The organism is Corynebacterium uberis (genome assembly GCF_020616335.1).
GTDB lineage: Bacteria > Actinomycetota > Actinomycetes > Mycobacteriales > Mycobacteriaceae > Corynebacterium > Corynebacterium uberis.
Window position 1 is genome coordinate 2,376,400 of sequence record NZ_CP085051.1, and the last position, 19,938, is coordinate 2,396,337.

Below are 19,938 nucleotides of genomic sequence, written 5' to 3' on the forward strand. Positions count from 1 at the left end.
CTACTTCCTTCCCTCCGCGTCCAATGCGGCGATGCGTTGCGTCAGGTCCGCCCCAACGGTGGCGATCTCCGGCTCGTCGACCACTCCCAGGTGGTCGCCGTGCAGCTGCACAATGTCCAACTCTTCCACGATGCCACCCCAGCCGCCGTCCGGATTGATCTCCTGGTATGCCGGCTCCAGTTCGATGGCGCCGTCATGCATGCGTTCCGCCCGGTAGAGCACCACCGGTATGTGCACGTCGGCCCACTGGCGCAGGTCCAGGCGGTCCAGGATGCGGTTGTCCACAAAGCTGGCCCGCTGGTGTTCCAGCACCCCGGCCGCCACGCCTTGGGAGGCCGCCTCGGGGCTGGTGAGGAACTCGGTGAGCATGCCCAGCAGCGCCTCTTCGCCCTGGCTTTCCAGCAGCTCGTAGGGCACCGGGAAGTCCAGGCCGTAGGTCTTTTCGGCGAAGGCGGCGTAGCGCTCCCACCGCTTGCGGGTCTCCTCCGGGGTGTCGGGCGCCGGGTGCGCCGGCTGCACGGTGTCGAGCAGGGCAATCAGCTTGACCGAGTCGTCGCCAGCCTGGGTCAGCTGGTGGGCGACCTCGTAGGCCAGCGCTCCGCCGAAACTCCAGCCGCCCAGGATGATCGGGTGACCGGCGGCGGTGTCGCGGATGGCGTCGAGGTAGGCGGCGGCGCGCTGCGCCAGCGGCCCCTCGCGGCGCTCCACCCCGTAGACCGGCACGTCCTCGGGCAGGCGGCGGGTCAGCGGCTGGTAGACCACGGAGGATCCGCCGGCGGGGTGGAACATGAACACCGCGGGGCGGGTGGAGCCTTCCGGGCGGGCCCGCAGGACGCGGATATCGCCGTCGACGTCGGTCTCCAGGCCCTCGCGCACCAGGTCCGCCAGCGGTTCGAGGGTGCGCGCCTGCGCCACCTGCTCGGCGGTGATGTCCACGTTGGCTCGTTCGCTGAGCCGCTCGGCGATGGCCTGCGCCTGCTCTTCGCTTATCGACGCCAGCTCGGAAGTCACGCCCGCCGCCGCACTGCCCGTCAACGCCGCCCACGTGGCAAAGACCAACCTTTCGGACGCGTCGCGGGGGGCCACGCCGGCGCCCTGGCTCGGCGCGGGCTCGGACGCCTGCTCAGGGGCAGACTCAGCAGCAGTGGGTTGCGTATCAGTGGGTTCTGCATCAGCGGGTTCCAGGCCGGCGACCATGTCCTCGACCATGGCGATCACATCCGCCACCGAGCCGTCGCGCAACGCCTGGACCTGCAGCGGCGGGATGCCAAAGTCGTGTTCGACCCGGTTCTTAATGCGCATACCCATCAGGGAATCCAACCCGAGGTCAATCAGCGGCAGCTCCAGCGGCAGGTCCTGGGCGTCATAGCCCATCGATTCGGACACGATCGCCCGCAGCCGCTCCTCCACGGTCTCCGTGGCGGGATCCCAGCGCACCGAGTCCGGCGCCGCGTTCAACCCGGCCTCCGGCGAGGCTGCCTGCGCAGCCTCCGGATCCGTGGGGGCGGCGAGGGGGGCGGCGTCGGAAAGCGACGAGTCCTGCGCGGGCTGGCGCAACTCCTGAGCGGGCGCGAAGCCCTCTGCCACCAGGGTCAGGGAGGAGCCGACGGCGTAGACGCTGATGTGCGCCCCGCCGAGGCCCTGGGCGACCAGGGTGGTCAGCTCCCCGGACGCCGGCAAGGCGGCGTGCTCCTTGCTCACCGCGATGGTCGGCTCCAGGCCCACCTCGTGGGCGGCGGCCTCCATGACGGCGAGCGCGGACGGGGCGAAGGAGGCGTCGGTGGTGAAGGCGACGCGGGCGTCGGGAAGCGTCACCCGCGTGCCGGGCAGGCCGGTGGGCCCACCCGTGGCGGGGCGGGCGGCCGTCCAGTAACGAGAGTGCCGCCAGGCGGTGCCGGGGACGTCGGCACGCGGATACGTGGCCCCGTGCAGGGCGCGGAAGTCGATCGGCGCACCGGCGACGTACAGCTTCTCCAGCAGCTCACGCAACGACTGATCGGCCGGAACCTTGCGCTTGAGGGTATACAGCAGCTGCGCGTCCGAGCGGCCAACCGCAAACGCCGTAGCCATCATGCCCATCAGCGCCACCGGATTCGGGGTGACCTCCACGAGCGTGCCATGGCCCGCCCCAAACGCCGCCTCCGTGGCGTCCTGGAACCACACCGGCTGGCGCGTACACCGCACAAAATAGCCCGGCTCATGGACCACCTCGCCCGCTTGGTACGTCCGGCCCCGATCCACCGAACTGAGCAGCGGGATGCGCAACGGGCGCGGCTGAACCGCAGAAATCTCCGCGGCCAACTCCCCCAGGATCGGATCCAACGCGCTCGTGTGGCCAGCACCCTTGACGTTGAGCAGGCGGGCAAACTTACCCTGCCCCTCCAGCTCCTCCACCAAAGCCGCCACATCCGCGCGCGGGCCGCCCACCGTGGTCATCCCCGGCGCCGTATACACCGCCGGCTCGATGGTGGGATATTCGCCGAGGTCTTGGGCATCAACCTCCACCACAGCCATCGCGCCCAGCTGATCCTCCGGCAAAGACGCCTCACCCTCGCCCATCAGCCGTGAGCGGTGGCAGGCAATGATCATGGCATCCCGGTCACTGATACCCCCGGCCGCATACGCCGCAGCGATCTCGCCCATGGACATGCCCATCACCGCCGCCGGGCGGGCCCCCATCGCCGCCAACAGATCCGTCAACGCGATCTGGATGGCCGTGATAGTCACCTGCGCGGTCTCCGTGTCATACGTGCGGCCGTCATCGGTGATCAGCTCCACCATCGACCAACCAGACTCCCGGCGCACCAGCACATCAAGCTGCTCAATGCGCTGACGGAACAGCGGCGACATGCCAAACAGCTGGGTGGCCATCTTGCGGTGCTGCGACCCAAAACCCGAGTACACAAACACCGGACCCACCGGAGCCGGGGCGTCCGCCACCGCGATGCCCGGACTCGTCTTGCCCTCCGCGACCTTACGCAGCCGGGCCACCGCCTCCTGCGTCGAGGCGGCCTCCACCACCGCGCGCGAACGGCCATGGTTGCGCCGGGCCAGCGTGGCCTCCACGGCCACCAGGTCAACCGGCCAGCCCGCCTGCTCGTGCTCGTCGAGCCAGGTCGCCAGCGCCGCGGCGGCGTCCTTGCGGCGCGAGGGCAGCAGGCCGGAGACGGGCAGCAGGGCGACGGGGGGTGCGGGGGGCTCAGGCGCCTCAGTGCTTTCGGGAGCGGCAGCACCCTCGGGAGCCGCAGTACCTTCGGGGAGCTCAGTGCCTTCGGGGGCCGCAGCACCCTCGGGGGCCTCCGGCGCCGCAAGCTGGGCGGCGGGAGATGCAGGAGCCGCAGCCCCGTCGGCGCCGTAGTCCTCCTCCCGATAGTCCGTGACCACCACGTGCGCGTTCGTCCCGCCGAACCCGAAGCCGGACACGCCGGCTACGCGGCGGCCCGAGTATTCCGGCCACTCGCGGGCGTCCTCCACGACCTCGAGGTGTTCGGCGTCGAAGTCGATGTAGCGGTTGGGCAGGTTGAAGTGCGCCGTCGGCGGCACGATGTCGCGGGCCAGGGCCAGGACGGTCTTGATCATGCCGGTGGCCCCGGCGGCCGATTCGGAGTGCCCGAAGTTGGACTTTGCGGAGCCGAGCAGCACGGGGTTGGCGGCCTGGCGGTGTGCGCCGAGCACCTCGCCCAGGGCGGTGGCCTCGATGGGGTCGCCGAGGATGGTGCCGGTGCCGTGGGCTTCGATGTAGTCCACGTCGGCGGGGTCGATGCGGGCGTCGGCGTAGGCGCGTTCCAGCACGTCGACCTGGGCCTCCGGGTTGGGGGCGGTCAGCCCGTTGGAGTGGCCGTCCGAGTTGACGGCGCTGCCCTTGATGACTGCGAGGATGCGGTCGCCGTTGGCGCGCGCATCGGTGACGCGCTTGAGCACGAGCACCCCGGCGGCGTCGGAACGCACGAAGCCGTCGGCGTCGTCGGAGAAGGCGTGGATGGCGCCGGTGGGGCTGATCACCCCGAGCTCGCCGAAGGCGGTGGAGATAAACGGGCTGGCCAGGATGTTGACTCCGCCGGCAAGCGCGAGGTCGGCGTCGTGGTCGCGCAGCGCGCGCACCGCCTGGTGGATGGCCACCAGCGACGACGAGCACGCCGTGTCCACGTTGATGGACGGGCCGCGGAAGTCGAACGCGTAGGACACCCGGTTGGGGATGATCGAGCTGGCGGTGCCGGTCAGCGCGTAGGGGTGCGCCTCCTCCGGGTCGGAGGTGACCAGCATGCCGTAGTCATTGTTGGAGGAGCCGTAGAACACGCCGACGGGTGCGCCGCGCAGCCCGCTGGGCGGCAGGCCGGCGTCCTCGAGCGCCTCCCAGGTGACCTCCAGCATGATGCGCTGCTGCGGGTCCATGTTGGTGGCCTCCAGCGGGGAGAGGCCAAAGAATTCTGCGTCGAAGGAGGCAATGTCCTCCAGGTAGCCGCCGGTGAGGTTGGTGTCTGCCATCTTGGCGGCCATGGTGGGATTGCCGGCGTATTCGGACCAGCGGCCCACGGGCGGCTGCCCCAGCCCGTCGCGCCCCTCAAGAAGCATTTGCCACATGTCGTCGAGGTCGCCGGCCCCCGGCACGCGCGCGGCCATGCCGACGATGGCGATGTCGCGCTCGCCCGGATCGGCGGGGTTGCTTATCGACGCCCCGGGACTACTCTTTGCCGCCCCCGCGCGCCCCCGCCGCGGCTCCCCTTCGGTCAGCCGGCGCGTCAGCGCGGCGATCGTGGGGTATTGGTAGGCGATGGTCGCATCGAGGCGGATGCCCAGCAGGTTTTCCAGCTCGCCGGACAGGACCACGGCGTCGCGGGAGGACAGCCCGAAGCTTTCCATCGGGCGGTCATCGGTGATCTCCGCGACCGGTAGGCCGGTGGCCCCTGCCACCCAGTCGCGCAGCCAGGCGCGAAGCGCCGCCGGCGATTGTGCGGGGCTGTGGTCAAACCGGTTCGTCGTAGCGTCCATGCGGGCTTCTAGCTCCCTATATGTGTTGGTACTTATGCGGGGCGGGCACTGGCGTGTCCTGGCGCGTGTCGGCGTTGTGGCCAGGCGTGCAGCCTATCAATACTGCGCCGCGGGCACGCCGCTAAGGCCCCAAGCCGTGCCGAGGGCCTTGAACTGTGCGGCGCATCAGTCCTGCGTGCGGGACAGGTAATTGTTGCGTGCAACCCTGCGGGCAATCTTAGCGCTGGAGGATCGCGCGATGTCTCCCGGTGCGCAGATGATCACCTCGGCCGGGGCCAGGCCGTGGCGCTGGCTGACGGCGGTGCGGATCGCGGCGGCCGCAGCCTGGTCGGCGTCCGCGTCGTCGGCGGGGGCGTCGGCGGCACGCTCGGCGAGGATGATGAGTTTTTCCACGTCGTCCCCGGGCACGGAGAACGCCGCCACGCCGAGGGCGTCGATGTGCTGGCTGGCCGCCCCGACGGTGTCTTCGATGTCTTGGGGGTAGTGGTTGCGCCCGGCGATGACGATGAGGTCCTTGAGCCGGCCGGTGATGTAGACCTCATCGTCGATGATGGTGCCCAGGTCGCCGGTGGCCAGCCAGCCCGCGTCCGGGGCGTCGCCGGCCCGGGAGCCGGACTCCAGGCGCCCGGCGAGCTCGTTGTGGAAGGTCTGCTGGGATTCCTCCGGCCGCCCGAGGTAGCCGGCGGCGAGGTTGTCGCCGTAGTTCCACAGCTCGCCGACGGTTCCGTCGGGCACCTCCTGACGGGTCTGGGGATCCACGACGATGAGCTTGGCCGGCGCGACGGCCTGCCCGTTGGACAGCAGCGTGATGGTCTCCGGCCCGGATTCGGCAACCACCTCGGCGTGGCCGGCGGCCAGCTGGTCGCGGTCGAAGTGGGTGATCACGGGGCGCTCGGGGCGCTGCGGGGTGGACACGAGCAGGGAGGCTTCGGCCAGCCCGTAGGAGGGGCGCAGGGCCTCGCGGCGCAGGCCCTTGGGCCCGAAGGCGGCGGCGAAGGCCTCCACGGAGCGCTGGGTGACCGGCTCCGAGCCCAGGATCACGCCGTCGACGCCGCTTAGGTCCACGTCCGCGTCCGCGGCGTAGCGCACCGCCAGGTCGAGGGCGAAGTTGGGCACCACGGTGTAAACGGTGGCGTCATCGTCGCCGCGCCGGGACAGTTGGCTGATCCACCGGGAGGGCTGCTGGATGAAGTCCCGGGGCGCCATCATTTCATGGTCGAGGCCCAGGATGGTGACAAACGCGGCGAGGATGATGCCCATGTCATGGTGCAGCGGCAGCCAGGACACCAGCCGCATGGGCAGGGCGAGCTGTCCGGCGGCGAAGATCTGCAGCACGTTGGACAGGATGGAGCGGTGGGTGAGGATCACCCCGGCGGGGGTGCGGGTGGATCCGGAGGTGTATTGCAGGAAGGCCGCCTGGTCGAGGGGCGCCTGCTGGGAGTTGGCCAGGGCGGCCTGGAAGGTGGGGTCCGTCAGCGGGTTGACCCACTGGCTGGCCAGGGTGGTCGGCAGGGCGTCGATGGCTAGGATGCGGGGCCGGCTGGTGCCGGGCAGGTCCGCGAACCAGTTGCGCACGGCCTTGGCTGCGGCGGTGTTGGTGAGCACGATGCGCGGGTCGGCGTCGGCGAAGACGGCGCGCAGGTGGTCGGCGTGGCCGGGTTCGCGCGGGTCATACAGCGGGACGGGGGTCATGCCGGCGTACATGGCGCCGAGGAACCCGATGATGTATTCGGGGCTGTTTCCGGCGAGGATGGCCACGGGTTGGCCGGGGCGGCCGATCTGGCCGAGGCGCACGGCGACGGCCTTGATGGCGGTGTTGAGGTCTTCGCGGGTGTAGTCGGTGTAGTTGTCCGGGGAGGTGCCGTCGAAGTGCCAGAAGCGCAGGGCGCGGCGCTGGGCCCCGCCGTGGGCGGCATCTGCCTGGTAGATCATTTCGGCGAGTCCGGGCAGGGTGAGCCGCGGGTCGAGGCTGATGGAGCCGTCGGGGCCGTAGAACTGGGTCAGGGTTGCGTTGAGGTCCATGTGCTCCTACTTAGACGATTACTTTTACCCACAAAACTATATCAAGGCGCTGGCGGCGCCTCGACGAGCCCGGCAGCCCATCCCACCGCCCACTGCGTCGCCGTGGTTCCCGGGATGACATTCGGGTTCGTGGCATACAACGCGTGCACCCCATTGGCGCTGATCAGCGCCTGCGCCCGGCCGAGCGCGTTGCCCACATCGCGAGGGGCGTCGCAGATGGAGTCATCGGGAGCGCACACCTCCACCACGCGGGCGTCGAGAAGCCCAAAACCGCCCGGCCGCTCGCCGCGCATAGACGCGCCCGGAACCACCGGCTGCACCACGGCGCTCAGCGGCTGCAACGCCACCTCCGCGCCGACGCCAGCCACCGGATTGCCCACCTGCTGGCCCACGCCGGGCACCCGGCGCCCATCGGCGATGGCCAGCACGCCGCGGACCCGCTCGGCCGGCACAAAACCACTGCCCGTCCCCAGCTCCGCCGCAAGGTCGCCGACAATGACCGCACCCTGCGAGAATCCCGCCATGATGAAGTCCGTTGCCGGGCACTGCGCGTGCATCTCACTCATGTGCGCGCGCACCTGCTGGGCGCCGTTGTCCCGCGAATCGTCGTAGGACATCTCGTGCGGTGCGTTGATGTTGCGGAACTGCGCCGGATAGGGCAGCGTCCACACCCGCACCTGCTGCGGGCTGAACCGCTCCTGCAGCGGGCCGGTGATCTGCAACATCAGGGAATTCGGGTTCGCCGTCGGATTGAAAGGATCATCCGTCGGCGCGGACTCCCACGTGCCGGGGGCGGAGATCATCTCCACCGCCGGGCACCACTGCGGCTGGTCGGCCGGTGGGGCCGGCGGGGCCGCCGCGGGAGGCGCGGCGCCGGGCTGATTGCTTCCCGACGCCCCGCCAGTGCGGTCCCACTGCCAGCGCACCACCCCGACGGCCAACACCGCCAGCACCACGAGCACGGCCAGGACGGTCAGTAGTTTCCTGATCACGGTTTGCAGTAGTGCTCCCGAGCCGAAGACTCAATGAGCTTGGCGGCATCCTCGGCGCTCAGCGTGGTCAGGCCCTGCTCCACGAGCTGCCCACCAATCGCCAGCGCCGTCACGTTGCCCCCCTCCTGGGGAGCCTGATCGGTGCACACCGCCTGCGCGGCGGCGATGAGCTGATCCTCAGCCGGGGCAACGTCCACCCCGCGGGCAGCCACAGCGTCAATGTAGCTGTGCTCCTCCGGGGTGTTGGCGCCCTGCTGGGCGGGCACGGAGTCCACCTCGCGCGCCCCCAGGTCGCCCTGATCGTTGCCGTCGGACAGGTTGCTCGGCCCCGGGGCAAGGCTGGTCACCCCAGGGGCGCCCGATTCCTGATTCGCCCCCGCAGAGCTCGCGCTTTTCGACGCCGCCGCGGGATCCGGATCCGTATTGTTCGCCGTGGTGCCGGAGCAGGCGGCCGTCGCCAGCGCTACCGCGCCGCAGACACCCGCCAGCGCCACGCGCCGGAGACGGGGAATTCTTCGCATCACTTGCGTTCCTCCTTAATCTCCCCATTGATCTGGGAGATGGTGCCGTGCTGGAAAGTGACAACCTCGCCGCCCGCAGGCACCGGGGCTTGGTCAGCAGTGGGCCAACCATACTCGCCTTGCTCCCAACCGTGGGAACCCCACGCGTCAAAGATCGGGCCATAGGCGATCATGTGTGCACCCGACTGCGGAGACCAGTAAATATTGCCCCGCTCGTACTGCTGGAACATGCCGCCGTTGACCGGCAGCTCGTTGGAGGTCGGCATACCCAGCTGGGAGGACACCGTATCCAGCGCCGCGTAGCGCTTGGCAATCTCGCCGCGCACCCAGAAGCAGCGGTTGTCCGCGTGCCCGTTGCGCACCACGAAACCGCGCTGGAACTGCTGGATGACTCCGCCGCCGCGCTCCACCGGGTCAGACACCGGGTAGCCGATGTCCCCGTTTTCGTAGCCGATCTCGCCCCAGGCTCCCATCATGTCATGCGGCACGGCGTGCGCCCCGAGCTTCGGGTGCCAGTAGATGGCCCCGTTTTCAAACTCCGCGTAGCGGCCCACGCCATCGGGCAACGCCATCTCCGAGCTGCGCGGGAAGCCCAGCCAGGACTGCGGGCCACCCAGGTTGGCGTAGTGGGCGTTGATGCGCCCAAACAGCGGGTAGGCGCCCGTCTGCGGCGACCAGTAGGCCGTGCCGCCCCGGAAGTCTTCCGCCTTGCCGCGCCCACCGGCAACGTCGTACTCATTGTTCACGCAGGTGCCAATGACCCCGCTGGCCGTTGCCTCCGCGATGGCGCCGATGGGGGCGCAGTCCGCGCCGCGGTCCGCACCCTGCACGCCCAGCGTGTCCGCGATGGTCGGCCACGCCTGGGCCATCTCAAACTGCCAGTAGTACCAGGAGTGGATACCCGAGTTACGGAACTGCGCGATGACGTCCACGCCCGCGCGGTGCGCGTAGTTCACAAACGTCTGCGTGGTCATCCGGGAGATGGCCTCCAGGCCCATGCCGGACAGCAGCGCCGTCTGGTTAGGCACCGTGACCTGGCCCTCCGCCTCACGGCCGGAGCCGGCAGAGACATACAGCTTGGTGCCCTTGAGCTTGTCCAGGTTCAGCTTGGGATCATGGTCGCGCCACTGCGGGGAGCCGAACAGGCCCCACATCTTGTTGGAGTGGTAGCGCCCCGCGTCCAGCTGGGCGGCGCTGATCGCCGCGGGCATGCCCGGCGTGGTGGTGTCCAGGTATCCGGAGAAGGAGGCCACGAAGGAGAACAAGCCCGGGTTGTGGGCAGCCAGGTTCATCGCCGCGGTACCGCCCATGGAGATACCGGTCATGGCGCGCGCCCCGGAGGAGCGGAAGCCGTTGTCCAGCACGGGGATGAGCTCCTTGATAAAGAAGGTCTCCCACTGGTAGTTGCGGCCGTTATCGGGCTCCAGCCAGTCAGAGTAGAAGGAGGATTCGCCGCCGACGGGCAGGATGACGTTGACGTTCTTGTCGGCGTAGAACTGCTCGATGTTGGTCTCGATGGTCCAGCCGTTGTCATCGTCGCGGGCGCGCATGCCGTCGAGCGCCCACACCTCCGGGAAGGTGCGGTTGGGCTGGGAGTACCAGTCGCGGGCCAGCAGGATCTGCACCTGCAGCGGGGTGCCCGGCATGGCGGCGGAGTTGATGAATACCGCCACGCGCCGGGAGCTGAGCCACTCGATGCGGTCAATGCTCACGCCCGCCGGCAGGTTGGGGATGTGGGGAACCTCGGTGCGAATGGGGGTCTTGGGGCCGGGGTCTCCGGGCTTGATGAAGTCAGAGACGCTATCCGGGAGCTTGTCCGGCAGCACCGGGCGATCCGGGTTGACCAGGTCCGCGGAGTTGTCCGTCACGTCCTGCTTGGAGGAGCCCTCCACTGCGCCGGCTAGGGGCACCGGCAGTGCCAACCCCACGGCCAGGGCGACCGTGGTGGGAAGCGCCGCACAGGTGGACAGGAGGAAGCGTCGCCGGGCAGAGCGATCAGCGTTCTCGCGCATGGTGTTTTCTATCCTTAGGTCAACGTGCTCCCCGGCTGCGCCACACGCGCAGAACTGCTGGCTGCCGGCGGCGGAGAGGAGCATCTGAGTGGGTCAAGATTGTAGTCTGCCAGGTTGCCCGCTCACGCGGGGTCCTTTTGGCAGTCTAGGCTGCACCGATGCATCTTCCCAGCGCCAGGGGTTCCCCTCCCCTGGAAGTGAAAAGACCGCAGGTGCACTCAAGTTTAAGTACAACTTGAGGGTTTGGTGGGAGACACGCCCGACACAGGGACGTCAACAGCCCGCCCAGACCAACGCTTCACGTCCGCCTGGACGGGCAGTGGCACACCCCAATGTCAAGGTGAGTCTTACCACGTTCTAGCACGTCTGAACAGGTATTACCAGGCATTCATGTAGTTCAACACCCGCTCCCGGTTACGCACGAGCTGATCGTTGAACTGCCGCCAGTTGTGCAGACCAAACACCGGGTAGTCCTCCGAGAAGGCCAGCCCCGTGGCATGCGCCTTGGCGGACCACAGCTGCGTGGAGCCCCGCGCCACCATCTCCAGCGGGGACCCCGCCACGAGCATGTTCGGCGGCAGCACCGCATCCACCGCGTCCGGGATGCCCGACGCCGCGGAAATGTACACATCTGAGTTGCGCAGCCCGTCCATGTTCCACAGCGGGTCATTGTCAAAGCGCCGCGGGCTGACAATCGAGCCGTACATGGCGTTGAGGTTGAAGCCGCCGGCATCCAGCAGCGCCACCCGCATGAGCGTCTGGGCACCCGGCACCGTGGTGGTCAGGTACCCGGAGTAGGACTGCACCTGCCGGAACTGGTCGGGGTGCTTGGAGGCCAGGTTCACCGCGGCAGTGCCACCCATGGACAGCCCGATGATCGAGTTGTTATTGCGCGCCACCCCAAAGTTGCTCTCCAGGTAGGTCGGAAGCTCCTGGGTGAGGAAGGTCTCCCACTGGTAGTTCACCGGCTCCAGCGGGTTAAACGTGGCCGGGCCGTCCCAGTCCGCGTAGAAGGATCCCGCGCCGCCGACGGGCATGACCAGCGTGATGTTGTCATGCTCATAGGTGGCGGCCGCGTTGGCGTCGGTGAGCCAGGCGTTGGAGATGTTGGTGGCGCGCAGGCCGTCGAGCAGGTAGAGCCCGGCGTTGCCGCCGCGGCCGGCGGGCTGGATCTGGACGGTGATGGCCTTGCCCATGGCGGCGGAGGGGACATCGCAACGCTGCACCCAGTACATGGCGGCGTCCCATTCGCACTGGCCGGTAGCATCCGGGCGCAGCCAGTCCCGATTGTCGGCCTGGGCGGGCGCCCCACCGACCACGGACAGGCCCGCAGCGAGCACCGAAGCTACCGCAGTCACCGAGGCCACAGAGGCCAGGGCGGCCGTAGCGGACCGCAGGCCCCGGGCCCGGCGACGTAGACCAGTCAGAATCGACATATTTCTCCTCGACTTCCAGCAGCGGGCGGCATTCTCACGTACCAGGTGCGACACCGGATACTCACACGCCAATCAGGTGCATCCCAGCATTGCCCGCTTGTGATGTTCATGGGGCTTTATCGGCGGCGCGGGCAGCGACGTTACACCGAACCTTAACGCGCGCCACCCGCCGATACAGCCAACCAGCATCCGAAACGTTATCAGTTCGTGACCGTCCAGACCACCCGTGCGCGCCACCTGCACACCCCCGACAGGCCGCCCGCAGACCAGCCACAGACCACCCGCTTAGCCCCGGCGCCCCGCCGGCCTAGCGCGGCTCATCCAGGTGCACCGTCACCGGCCACACCACCTGCGCATCCGGGTCTTCCTGGCCCTGATAGCTCGTCGGATCCGGCGAGATCTCCAGGTGGCGGCCCTGCGTGAGCGCGAATCCCACGTTGGACCAGAACCTGCTCCACGTCAGCGGGGCGCGGTAGGACTCGAACAGCTCCACCAGCTCCGGGCTGCGCAGCGCCGCGCGCGCCGCCGTCAGCTGGGCCTTATCAAAGGTGTTGGGCAGGGAGTTAATGTCCGTGGCGGTGTCTGCTATCTGCCAGGCCAGCGGCAGGGCCTTATCGTGGCCGATGCGCGCGCCCTCCATGCGGGGCTGGCGCGCCGCCAGCGGGGTGGCCAAACCGACGGTGTCTTCCACCCGCATGTCCAGGGGCGCTTCCATGCCGATCATGCCCATCACCGTGGGGTAGATGGTGGGGCGCTGGCCGGCCAGGTCCGCGGGGATGCGGGCGTCGGGCTGGCTGGGGCCGGTCGGCGGGGTGGATGGCAGCGGCAGCCACAGCATCTGGTCGATGTGCTCGCCGACCGGGGCGCCCAGCAGCATGCCCGCGTGCGACTCCTGGGCGGTGATCACCGCGTCCGGGAAGTTACCCATCGCGGAGGCTGTGGAGTAGTCCCCCAGCTGCCGCGGCGGCTGGCCCAGGGCGCGGCCGGTGTTGTAGGTCCAGAACTCGCGCTCGTCGACGACGTGGAACTGGCCCGGGTCCGCCTCCGTGTGTGGGCTGGAGCCGTGGAGGACCGCCGCGATCGACCATCCCCAGGCGCCGAAGGTGAGCAGCCCCAGGCCGAGCGCGGGGGCGAGGCGGGGACGGGCGGCGTCGAAAAGCGGAATCACGCTCACCGGGGCGAGCAGCGCAAACAGGGGAAGCAGCAGCATCCGACCGTGCATGAAGTCCCCGCCCACGCGCACCACATACAGCAGGTGGATCAGCCCGCCGAGGGCGAAGACCCCCACCGCAACGGCCGGGCGGCGCAGCTGCGGCCACTGGCCACGCGGCAGCACCACCCTGCCGGAGAAGTTCAGCACCACCACGCCCGCCGCGGCGAGGACGAACGCCAGCCCCACCCACAGCACGTAGGGGTCCGCAAGGTTGGTCACGTAGCGCCACCCCGTCGCCCACTCCGCGCCGGAGGCGGACTTGGCCACCGCCGTATGCGGGGTCAGCAGCCCGTAGTAGCCCATGCGGAACAGCTCGTAGCCGGCCGGGATGGGCAGCGCCGCGGCGCAAATACCCGCGACCGTGCGCACGCTGCGCGCCGTGGCCAGCAGCAGCAGCCCGATCAGCGCCCCGTAGAGCGCCAACTCCGGGCGCACCAGCCACGACAGCCCCGCCCACGCCGCCAGCACATACACCGGCCATCCGCTTATCGACGCCGCCCCCGCACCATGTCGCCCGCTATAGCGCGGCCGCGACCACACCACCAGCAGCGCCCACGCCACCGCCAGCCACAACAGGCACAAGCCCCACTCCAGCCCCGAGGTGGCAAAGTCCCGCGCCGGCGGCAGCGCCAGGTACACCAGGCTTCCCAGCGGCACCACGACCACCGGACCCGGGTACGCGCCGCGGCCCCGCTCCGCCCGCCGACGAGCCCGCCGGTCCGCACGCCTGCGCACCCGGTGGGCCCGGCGCGCCCCCGGCTCCCGCCGCCGCGGCGGACGCGCCCCCGAAAGGCGGTACAGTCCCGCCGTGCCCAGGCACACGATCACCAACGCCGCGGTGGTGCACAGCAACGCCAACCACATGGCGATGGTCTCCAGCCGGGCGCTACTGACCATCCCCACCGCCGCGATCATGTACTGCCACACCGTCGAGGTATTGGCCTCCACGCGCTCCCCGGCGTTAAACACCGGGCCGTTGCCGGCCAGGATGTTACGTACGGTGCGCAACACGATCAGGCCGTCATCAGCAATCCACCGCCGCATCCACCCCCCATACAACGCGATCGCGCCGGAGAAGACGGCGCTGACCCAAGCAGAGCAGCGCAAAGCCAAGCGCCAACGGGAAGCAGTGGTCATGGTTGGAAATGCTAGCAGCCAGACCCATCAGCACCGGCCTGTGCGTATATTGAGCCCCGATGCCCACCACACCCGCTGTACCCCCCGCCGTAGCCGGCGCGGCTCATACCCCGCGCCCCGCCGTCATGACCGGCCCGCTTGCCGCCCTCGCCGCCCTGGCCGCCCTGCTCAACTATGCGCTCTGGCATGGCCGCAGCCAGCCGGACGACTTCGCCTCCCTGTGGGGCGGGGCGCTGCTGGTCGCCCGCGGCCAGGCCGACCACCTCTACGACTTCGACCCGCAGGACTTCTCCGCCTGGTCCGGGCCCGCCTGGGCCCAGATCATTCCCGAGCTGACCACCCCGTTTCCCCACCCCTACGTGCACCTGCCGGCCCTGGCCGGGGCGCTGGCCCCGCTGACCCGCGTGATGAGCTTTGCCACCGCCGTCGACGCCCTCATCCTCGCCTCCGGGGCCGCCACCGTGGTGCTCGTCGCCGCAGCCGTACGACTATGGACCGGCCGGCCCTGCCCCACCGCCCCAGCCGCCCTCGCCACCGTCGCCCTCCTGCTGAGCACCCCCGTGGCGCTGGGCACCTGGATCGGGCAAACCACCGCACTCATCCTCGCCGCCGTGGCCTACGGGCTGGCCGCCCCGCACCGCCGCTGGTGGCTCGCCGGGCCGGTCCTCGGGGTGGCGGCCGCCATCAAGCTGACCCCCCTGGCCGTGATCGCCGCCATGATCTTCTTTCCCACCCACCGGCGCACCGGGCTGGCCGCGGCAGCCACGGCCGGGCTCGCCGGGCTGGCCAGCCTGGCCGTCGGGGGCGTGAGCGTGTGCACGGCGTGGGTGGCGGCAGTGCGCCGCGTGGGCGCCCTGGTGCCGGTCAACCCGGTGAACCAGTCCGTGCATTCGGTGCTGGCCCAGGCGCGCGGGGTGCTCGCGGACGCGGGCGCGGACGTTGTCTCCCCCACCGTCCCGGCCGCGGGCGCGGGGCAGGCCCTGGCCCTTGCGCTGGCCGGGGTGCTGGCGGCGGCGATCGCCGCGGCCGCCTGGACGCTGCCCGCCTGGCGCTACCCCGTCATCATGACCGGCGCGCTGATTGTCCCCATGGCCTGCGCGTCGATCCTGTGGACGCACTATCTTTCCGTGGTCGTGGTGCCGCTGGCCGCGCTCGCCGCGCTGCCGCTGCGGCCCCGCTGGCGCGGCGCGCTCATCACCGCCAGCGCCGGCCTGTGCGCCCTGGCGTATCCCCCGTTTAGCGCCGCCGTCGGCGCGCCGCTGCCGGCCCCGGGCGTGGTGGACGGCGGCGGGCTGGGCATGCTGCTGGGCGTGCTGGCCGTGTGGTTGTGCGCCCTGGCCGGGGCGTCGGGGTGGCCGGCGCGCAGCCGGCACCACAGGCGCTAGGTGGCGCCCCAGCCGCTAACCCGCAGCCCCCGGCGCGGATGCGAAAAACCGCTGAGGCCGCCGGGGCTATGTCAGCCCGTTTAGGCGAAGGCGGGCACCACGTAGACGGCCACGGCGATGCAGGCCACCCACAGCCCGGCCAGCGCTTGGAGGACGTGGTCGGTCAGCGCCACCTCGTCGGGGGCGCCGCCGTCGCCGCGGTCAATGTCGGCCGCGTAGCGCAGGATGGCGATGGTAAACGGCACCATGGAGATCTGGTACCACACCCCGGAGGCCGCGGTGACCTGGTGGTTCATCTCAAAGCCCCACAGGGCATAGCTCATCACCACGGCGGTGGCGGACAGCGTCCACACGAACCGCAGGTAGGTGGGCGTATAGCCGCGCAGGGACTTGCGGATCTTCGCGCCGGTGCGCTCGGCGAGCAGCATCTCCGAGTAGCGCTTGCCGGAGGCCATAAACAGGGAGCCGAAGGCGGCGACCAGCAGGAACCACTGGGACAGGGCGATGCCTGCCGCCACGCCGCCGGCCATGGCGCGCAGCATGAACCCGGAGGACACCAGCGCGATGTCAATGACCGGCAGGTGCTTCCAGCCGAAGCAGTAGCCCAGCTGCAGCACGATGTACACGGCGACCACCACGGCCAGCCCGTAGCCGGAGGTGGCCAGGAAGGACAGTCCCACGGCGGCGACGATGAGCACCACCGCCATGACATAGGCCACCGTCACCGGCAGCACGCCGGCGGCAATCGGCCGGAAGCGCTTGGTGGGATGCGCCCGGTCGGCCTCGACGTCGCGGGCGTCATTGATCAGGTAGATCGAGGAGGCGGCGAGGCAGAAGACTGCGAAGGCCAAGGCGACGTCGACAAGCGTGCGCCCGTCGAGCAGGGCGTCGGCACCCGCGGCGGCCGGTGCGGCGACGACGAGGGCGTTTTTCACCCATTGTTTGGGGCGCAGCGCCTTGACCATGGCGTCGGCAAGGTTGCGCGGCGGCTGGCGTCGCTTGGTGTTATCGATGCCCTCGGTGTGGGGTTCGGAACTAAAAAGACCGGCGTGCTTATCGGTCACTCGGAAGCCCTCTCCATTCTTCTCATCGCCTCCGCCGTGGCCGCGCCAAGCAGGGCGCCGCTTGCGACATCAGTCGGGTAATGAACTCCCAGCACCATACGCGAGGCCATCATCACAGGCACAACCGCCAGCGGCGCCGGGCTGCCCAGAATCCGCGACAGCGCCACCATGGCCGCGGCCGTGGAGGTGGCATGAGAGGACGGGAAGCTCAGCTTCGACGGCGTGCCCACCCCGATGGCAATGCGCTCATCGTGGGGGCGGGGGCGGCGCACGATGCGCTTGATCACCACGGACGCCGCATGGCTGACAAAGGCCGCAGCACCCAGGCGCACCCACTGCCCGCGCCGCGCGCGATCCGCCGCCGCGCCCACTGCGGCCAGCCCCATCCAGCCCAGGGCGTGCTCGCCGAACGCGCTCAACGCGCGGGCCGCCGGGATGACCCCAGGCCGGTGGGCCAGGACGCGCTGGATGTTTACTAGGCCATCTGCTTCAGTATCGGTCCAACTCACTGCTCGAACACCCGCCCCCAGGCCTGCCGACTGGTCAGCTCGCCCATGGCGGCGCGATAGGTTTTCTGCAGCTCAGGGAAGCGCTCGCGCACCTCCTTGTGCAGCCGCAGCGTCTGGGTGAGCAGCTCCTTGGCCTGCGCGCGATCGCGCTTGCGGAAGGTCACGCCCTTACCGTCGGCGGTGGTCACCGTCGCCCCATCCAGGCGCGACAGGGAGAACCAGCGGGCCTCATCCTTGCTCAGGTTGGCCTGCGGCACGGTGTGGTTGGCGGGGTCCTCGGTGCGCAGCGAGTGCGCCAGGCCCTTGGCCAGCCACCGCAGCTTCTTCACCGGGGCCAGCCGGCCGCCGATGTCCCGGGTGGGCACGCCCGGCGCGCCCGAGGGGGCGGGCAGCTGCGCGGCCGAAGGGATGACCTGCGCGTCCGGGAACGTCTTGCGCAGCGCGTTGATCCGCGGCAGGGAGGTCTCCAGGATGTCAAAGAGGTGATCCGGGCCGGCCAGGAAGTCCTTGACCGCCTCGATCTGGATGGCCAGGGTGGAGTATTCCAGGCACATGACGTGCTTGAAGGTGGCCTTGCGCATGGAGCGCAGCAGCCCGTCGATGGGGCCGTCGTGGTACATGGCGGCGACGATGAGCCGGTTGCGCAGGTGGAAGTAGGCCTGCCAGTCGATCGCGTCATCCTTGTCCGCCCAGGACATGTGCCAGATGGCCACGCCGGGCCAGGTGGCGGTGGGGTATCCGGCCTTGTTGGCGCGCAGGGAGTATTCCGTATCGTCCCACTTGATAAACAGCGGCAGCGGCTGGCCGATCTGCTCGGCCACCACGGAGGGGAACAGGCACATCCACCAGCCGTTGTAGTCGACGTCTATGCGGCGGTGAATGTCGCAGGAGTTCACGGTGCCGGGCTTGTCGCCGGGCTTGCCGCGATCGCTCATGGGGTGCTCGGAGAAGTCGTGGTCGTAGTGGACGTTGGGGGCCGGGGCCCACATGAAGTCCGCCTTGTTGACCACCTCGCCCATGGTGCGCAGCTCGGCGCGGTTGAGCAGGTTGAGCATCTGCCCGCCGACCAGGATGGGGCTGCGGGCATAGCGGGCGACCTGCACGGCGCGCAGGATGGAGTCCGGCTCGATGGCGATGTCATCATCCATGTACAGGATGTAGGGGCTGTCCGGGGTGGCGTCGCCCAGGGCCTCATACATGATGCGCGAGTACCCGCCTGACCCGCCGAGGTTGCCCTGGCGGAACTCAAAGAAGCGCTGCCCAAAGTGCGCGGTGGCGGCGGCGTATCCGGGCTCGTCGGCGGGGTGCGCGGTGCCCTGGTCCGGCATGAGCACCGCGGAGATGATGGCGTCTACCTCCGGGTCCGAGCCCAGCGCCTCGAGCGCGGCGACGGCGTCGGCCGGTCGGTTGAAGGTGGGAATACCCACGGTGACTTCGGCGGGGAAGGGCCCCACCTGGGTGCCGTCCGGCATGGTCTGCGGGCCGGGGGCCTGCGCGGCGAACCAGCCGGCATTACTAATGGTCACGTCCGTTTCGGCGGTGACGTCGAACCAGTACCAGCCGCCGTCCTCGAACGGGGCGAGCGTGAGCTCAAACTCCACGTCTTCATCGCTTGCCGACGCCGCCGCTACCGCAATGCGGCCCCCGTCCAGCCGCGAGCGGTACACGTCCACGCGCGCCTGGCCGGCCACGTGCAGCTTAAGGATCACCCGATCCAGCTGCGACCAGCGGCGCCAATAGCTCGCCGGGAAGGCATTGAAGTAGGTCTCCAGGCTCAGCTCCGCGCCGGCGGGGATCTCCACGCTGAAGCGGTCGGGTGTGCGCACCCGCTGCTGCACCGAGTGGGTCTCCAGGTAATACAGCGACCGGACGTCGGCCGGTTCTCCACGCTGGGGCATGAGGAAGCGTTGCAGCCTTTCAACGGCCTGCGAGGCGTCCTGTGATGGTGTCTCGGGTGCGCTCACTGTGGTGGGTCCCGCCTTTCGCGTTTCTTCATGGTTGGGGTGCGCGCGCCGCCGCGGGCACCTACTTGCCGTAAAGAGTAGTAGGTGGGCACCCCGCCCCGCGAAGCGAACACGCAACAACCCCCGGCCGTGAGCTCCGCGTGGGGCAAGTTTCGCGGAAAGGTCCGGGGGTTGTGCGAGCAGGAATTGTGGGCTGACTTAAGCGGCGGTTGCCGCGTGGTGCGCTGCCTGAGGCGCTACCTGGCGCGCGGAAGGCAGCGGCGCGGCGGCCTCGGCGCTCACGCGCCCGGAGCTTAAGGCCTCGCGGGCATCGCGCTCGATGAAGATCTTGGAAAACGGGCTCGCGGTGCCGTGCCAGTTGGCTGCGGCGGCGTCGAGTGCGGCGTCGATAGTCTGCGGAGCATAGGTGGCGTCGAAGGCGGCGTGCAGGTCCTCGCGGACGCTCCACAGCGCGTCATGGGTGCTGTACATGGCTGGTCCTTTCTGGTTGCGAGGCCAGGCGCGCACCCCGTCCCCAGCTGGGGAGTTAACCCGGGGCGCGCCTGTTGTTAACTTTGCGTTCACCTTAGCGCAGGCCGTACACCCATGTCAATCGTCGGCGTGTCTAATGATTGGTCGCAGCCAACCGTTCCCTCCCCCGGGGTGGACTGCAGGGCCGCCTGTGATCAATGCCTCAGGGCTAATCTCTGGCGCA

Annotated in this window: 12 protein-coding genes; 1 reads left to right on the plus strand and 11 read right to left on the minus strand. The window is 69.6% G+C overall.

The window, feature by feature from the left end; translation table 11 throughout:
• The 7 genes from pks13 to LH390_RS11595 form a co-directional block, all read right to left on the minus strand.
• Positions 1 to 4,989, minus strand: coding sequence for a polyketide synthase Pks13 (gene pks13, locus LH390_RS10830; RefSeq protein WP_227281309.1), 4,989 nt, complete (start codon positions 4,987 to 4,989; stop codon positions 1 to 3).
• A gap of 165 nt (positions 4,990 to 5,154) precedes the next feature.
• Entirely contained in the window at positions 5,155 to 7,011 is a 1,857-nt protein-coding gene (locus LH390_RS10835; RefSeq protein ID WP_227281308.1) for a FadD32-like long-chain-fatty-acid--AMP ligase, read from the minus strand.
• A gap of 41 nt (positions 7,012 to 7,052) precedes the next feature.
• Positions 7,053 to 8,000 carry a cutinase family protein gene (locus LH390_RS10840; protein WP_227282692.1) on the minus strand — a complete coding sequence of 316 codons (948 nt, stop codon included), beginning with the start codon at positions 7,998 to 8,000 and terminating at the stop codon, positions 7,053 to 7,055.
• Positions 8,000 to 8,524, minus strand: a complete 525-nt coding sequence (locus LH390_RS10845) for a DUF732 domain-containing protein (protein ID WP_227288228.1) — start codon at positions 8,522 to 8,524, stop codon at positions 8,000 to 8,002. Before LH390_RS10845 ends, LH390_RS10840 begins: the two co-directional genes overlap by 1 nt.
• Positions 8,524 to 10,536: an alpha/beta hydrolase-fold protein gene (locus tag LH390_RS10850; protein ID WP_227281306.1), complete on the minus strand. Its 2,013-nt coding sequence runs from the start codon at positions 10,534 to 10,536 to the stop codon at positions 8,524 to 8,526. The genes LH390_RS10845 and LH390_RS10850 overlap by 1 nt, the downstream gene beginning before the upstream one ends.
• Positions 10,537 to 10,913: 377 nt before the next feature.
• Positions 10,914 to 11,972 (minus strand): alpha/beta hydrolase, encoded by a 1,059-nt coding sequence (locus tag LH390_RS10855; protein WP_227281305.1) that lies wholly within the window; start codon positions 11,970 to 11,972, stop codon positions 10,914 to 10,916.
• Between the two features lie 307 nt (positions 11,973 to 12,279).
• The gene (locus LH390_RS11595; RefSeq protein WP_269961680.1) at positions 12,280 to 14,322 is read right to left on the minus strand and encodes an arabinofuranosyltransferase AftB family protein; all 2,043 of its coding nucleotides are present in this window, start codon (positions 14,320 to 14,322) and stop codon (positions 12,280 to 12,282) included.
• A 59-nt stretch (positions 14,323 to 14,381) separates the two neighbouring features.
• On the opposite strand from LH390_RS11595, the gene LH390_RS10865 reads away from it, so the two are divergent.
• Entirely contained in the window at positions 14,382 to 15,707 is a 1,326-nt protein-coding gene (locus tag LH390_RS10865) for a glycosyltransferase family 87 protein (RefSeq protein WP_227281304.1), read from the plus strand.
• 80 nt (positions 15,708 to 15,787) lie between these two features.
• Here the strand turns inward: LH390_RS10865 and LH390_RS10870 are convergent, their stop codons facing one another.
• The 4 genes from LH390_RS10870 to LH390_RS10885 all read right to left on the minus strand — a co-directional run bounded on the left by LH390_RS10870 (position 15,788) and on the right by LH390_RS10885 (position 19,715).
• Positions 15,788 to 16,771 (minus strand): decaprenyl-phosphate phosphoribosyltransferase, encoded by a 984-nt coding sequence (locus tag LH390_RS10870; protein ID WP_227281303.1) that lies wholly within the window; start codon positions 16,769 to 16,771, stop codon positions 15,788 to 15,790.
• Positions 16,768 to 17,280, minus strand: a complete 513-nt coding sequence (locus LH390_RS10875) for a phosphatase PAP2 family protein (protein WP_227281302.1) — start codon at positions 17,278 to 17,280, stop codon at positions 16,768 to 16,770. The genes LH390_RS10870 and LH390_RS10875 overlap by 4 nt, the downstream gene beginning before the upstream one ends.
• The gene (locus tag LH390_RS10880; RefSeq protein ID WP_269961679.1) at positions 17,277 to 19,244 is read right to left on the minus strand and encodes a glycosyltransferase; all 1,968 of its coding nucleotides are present in this window, start codon (positions 19,242 to 19,244) and stop codon (positions 17,277 to 17,279) included. Before LH390_RS10880 ends, LH390_RS10875 begins: the two co-directional genes overlap by 4 nt.
• A 198-nt stretch (positions 19,245 to 19,442) precedes the next feature.
• A complete protein-coding gene (locus tag LH390_RS10885; protein ID WP_227281301.1) occupies positions 19,443 to 19,715 on the minus strand; it encodes a hypothetical protein in 273 nt (90 codons plus the stop codon).
• Positions 19,716 to 19,938: the final 223 nt, after the last annotated feature.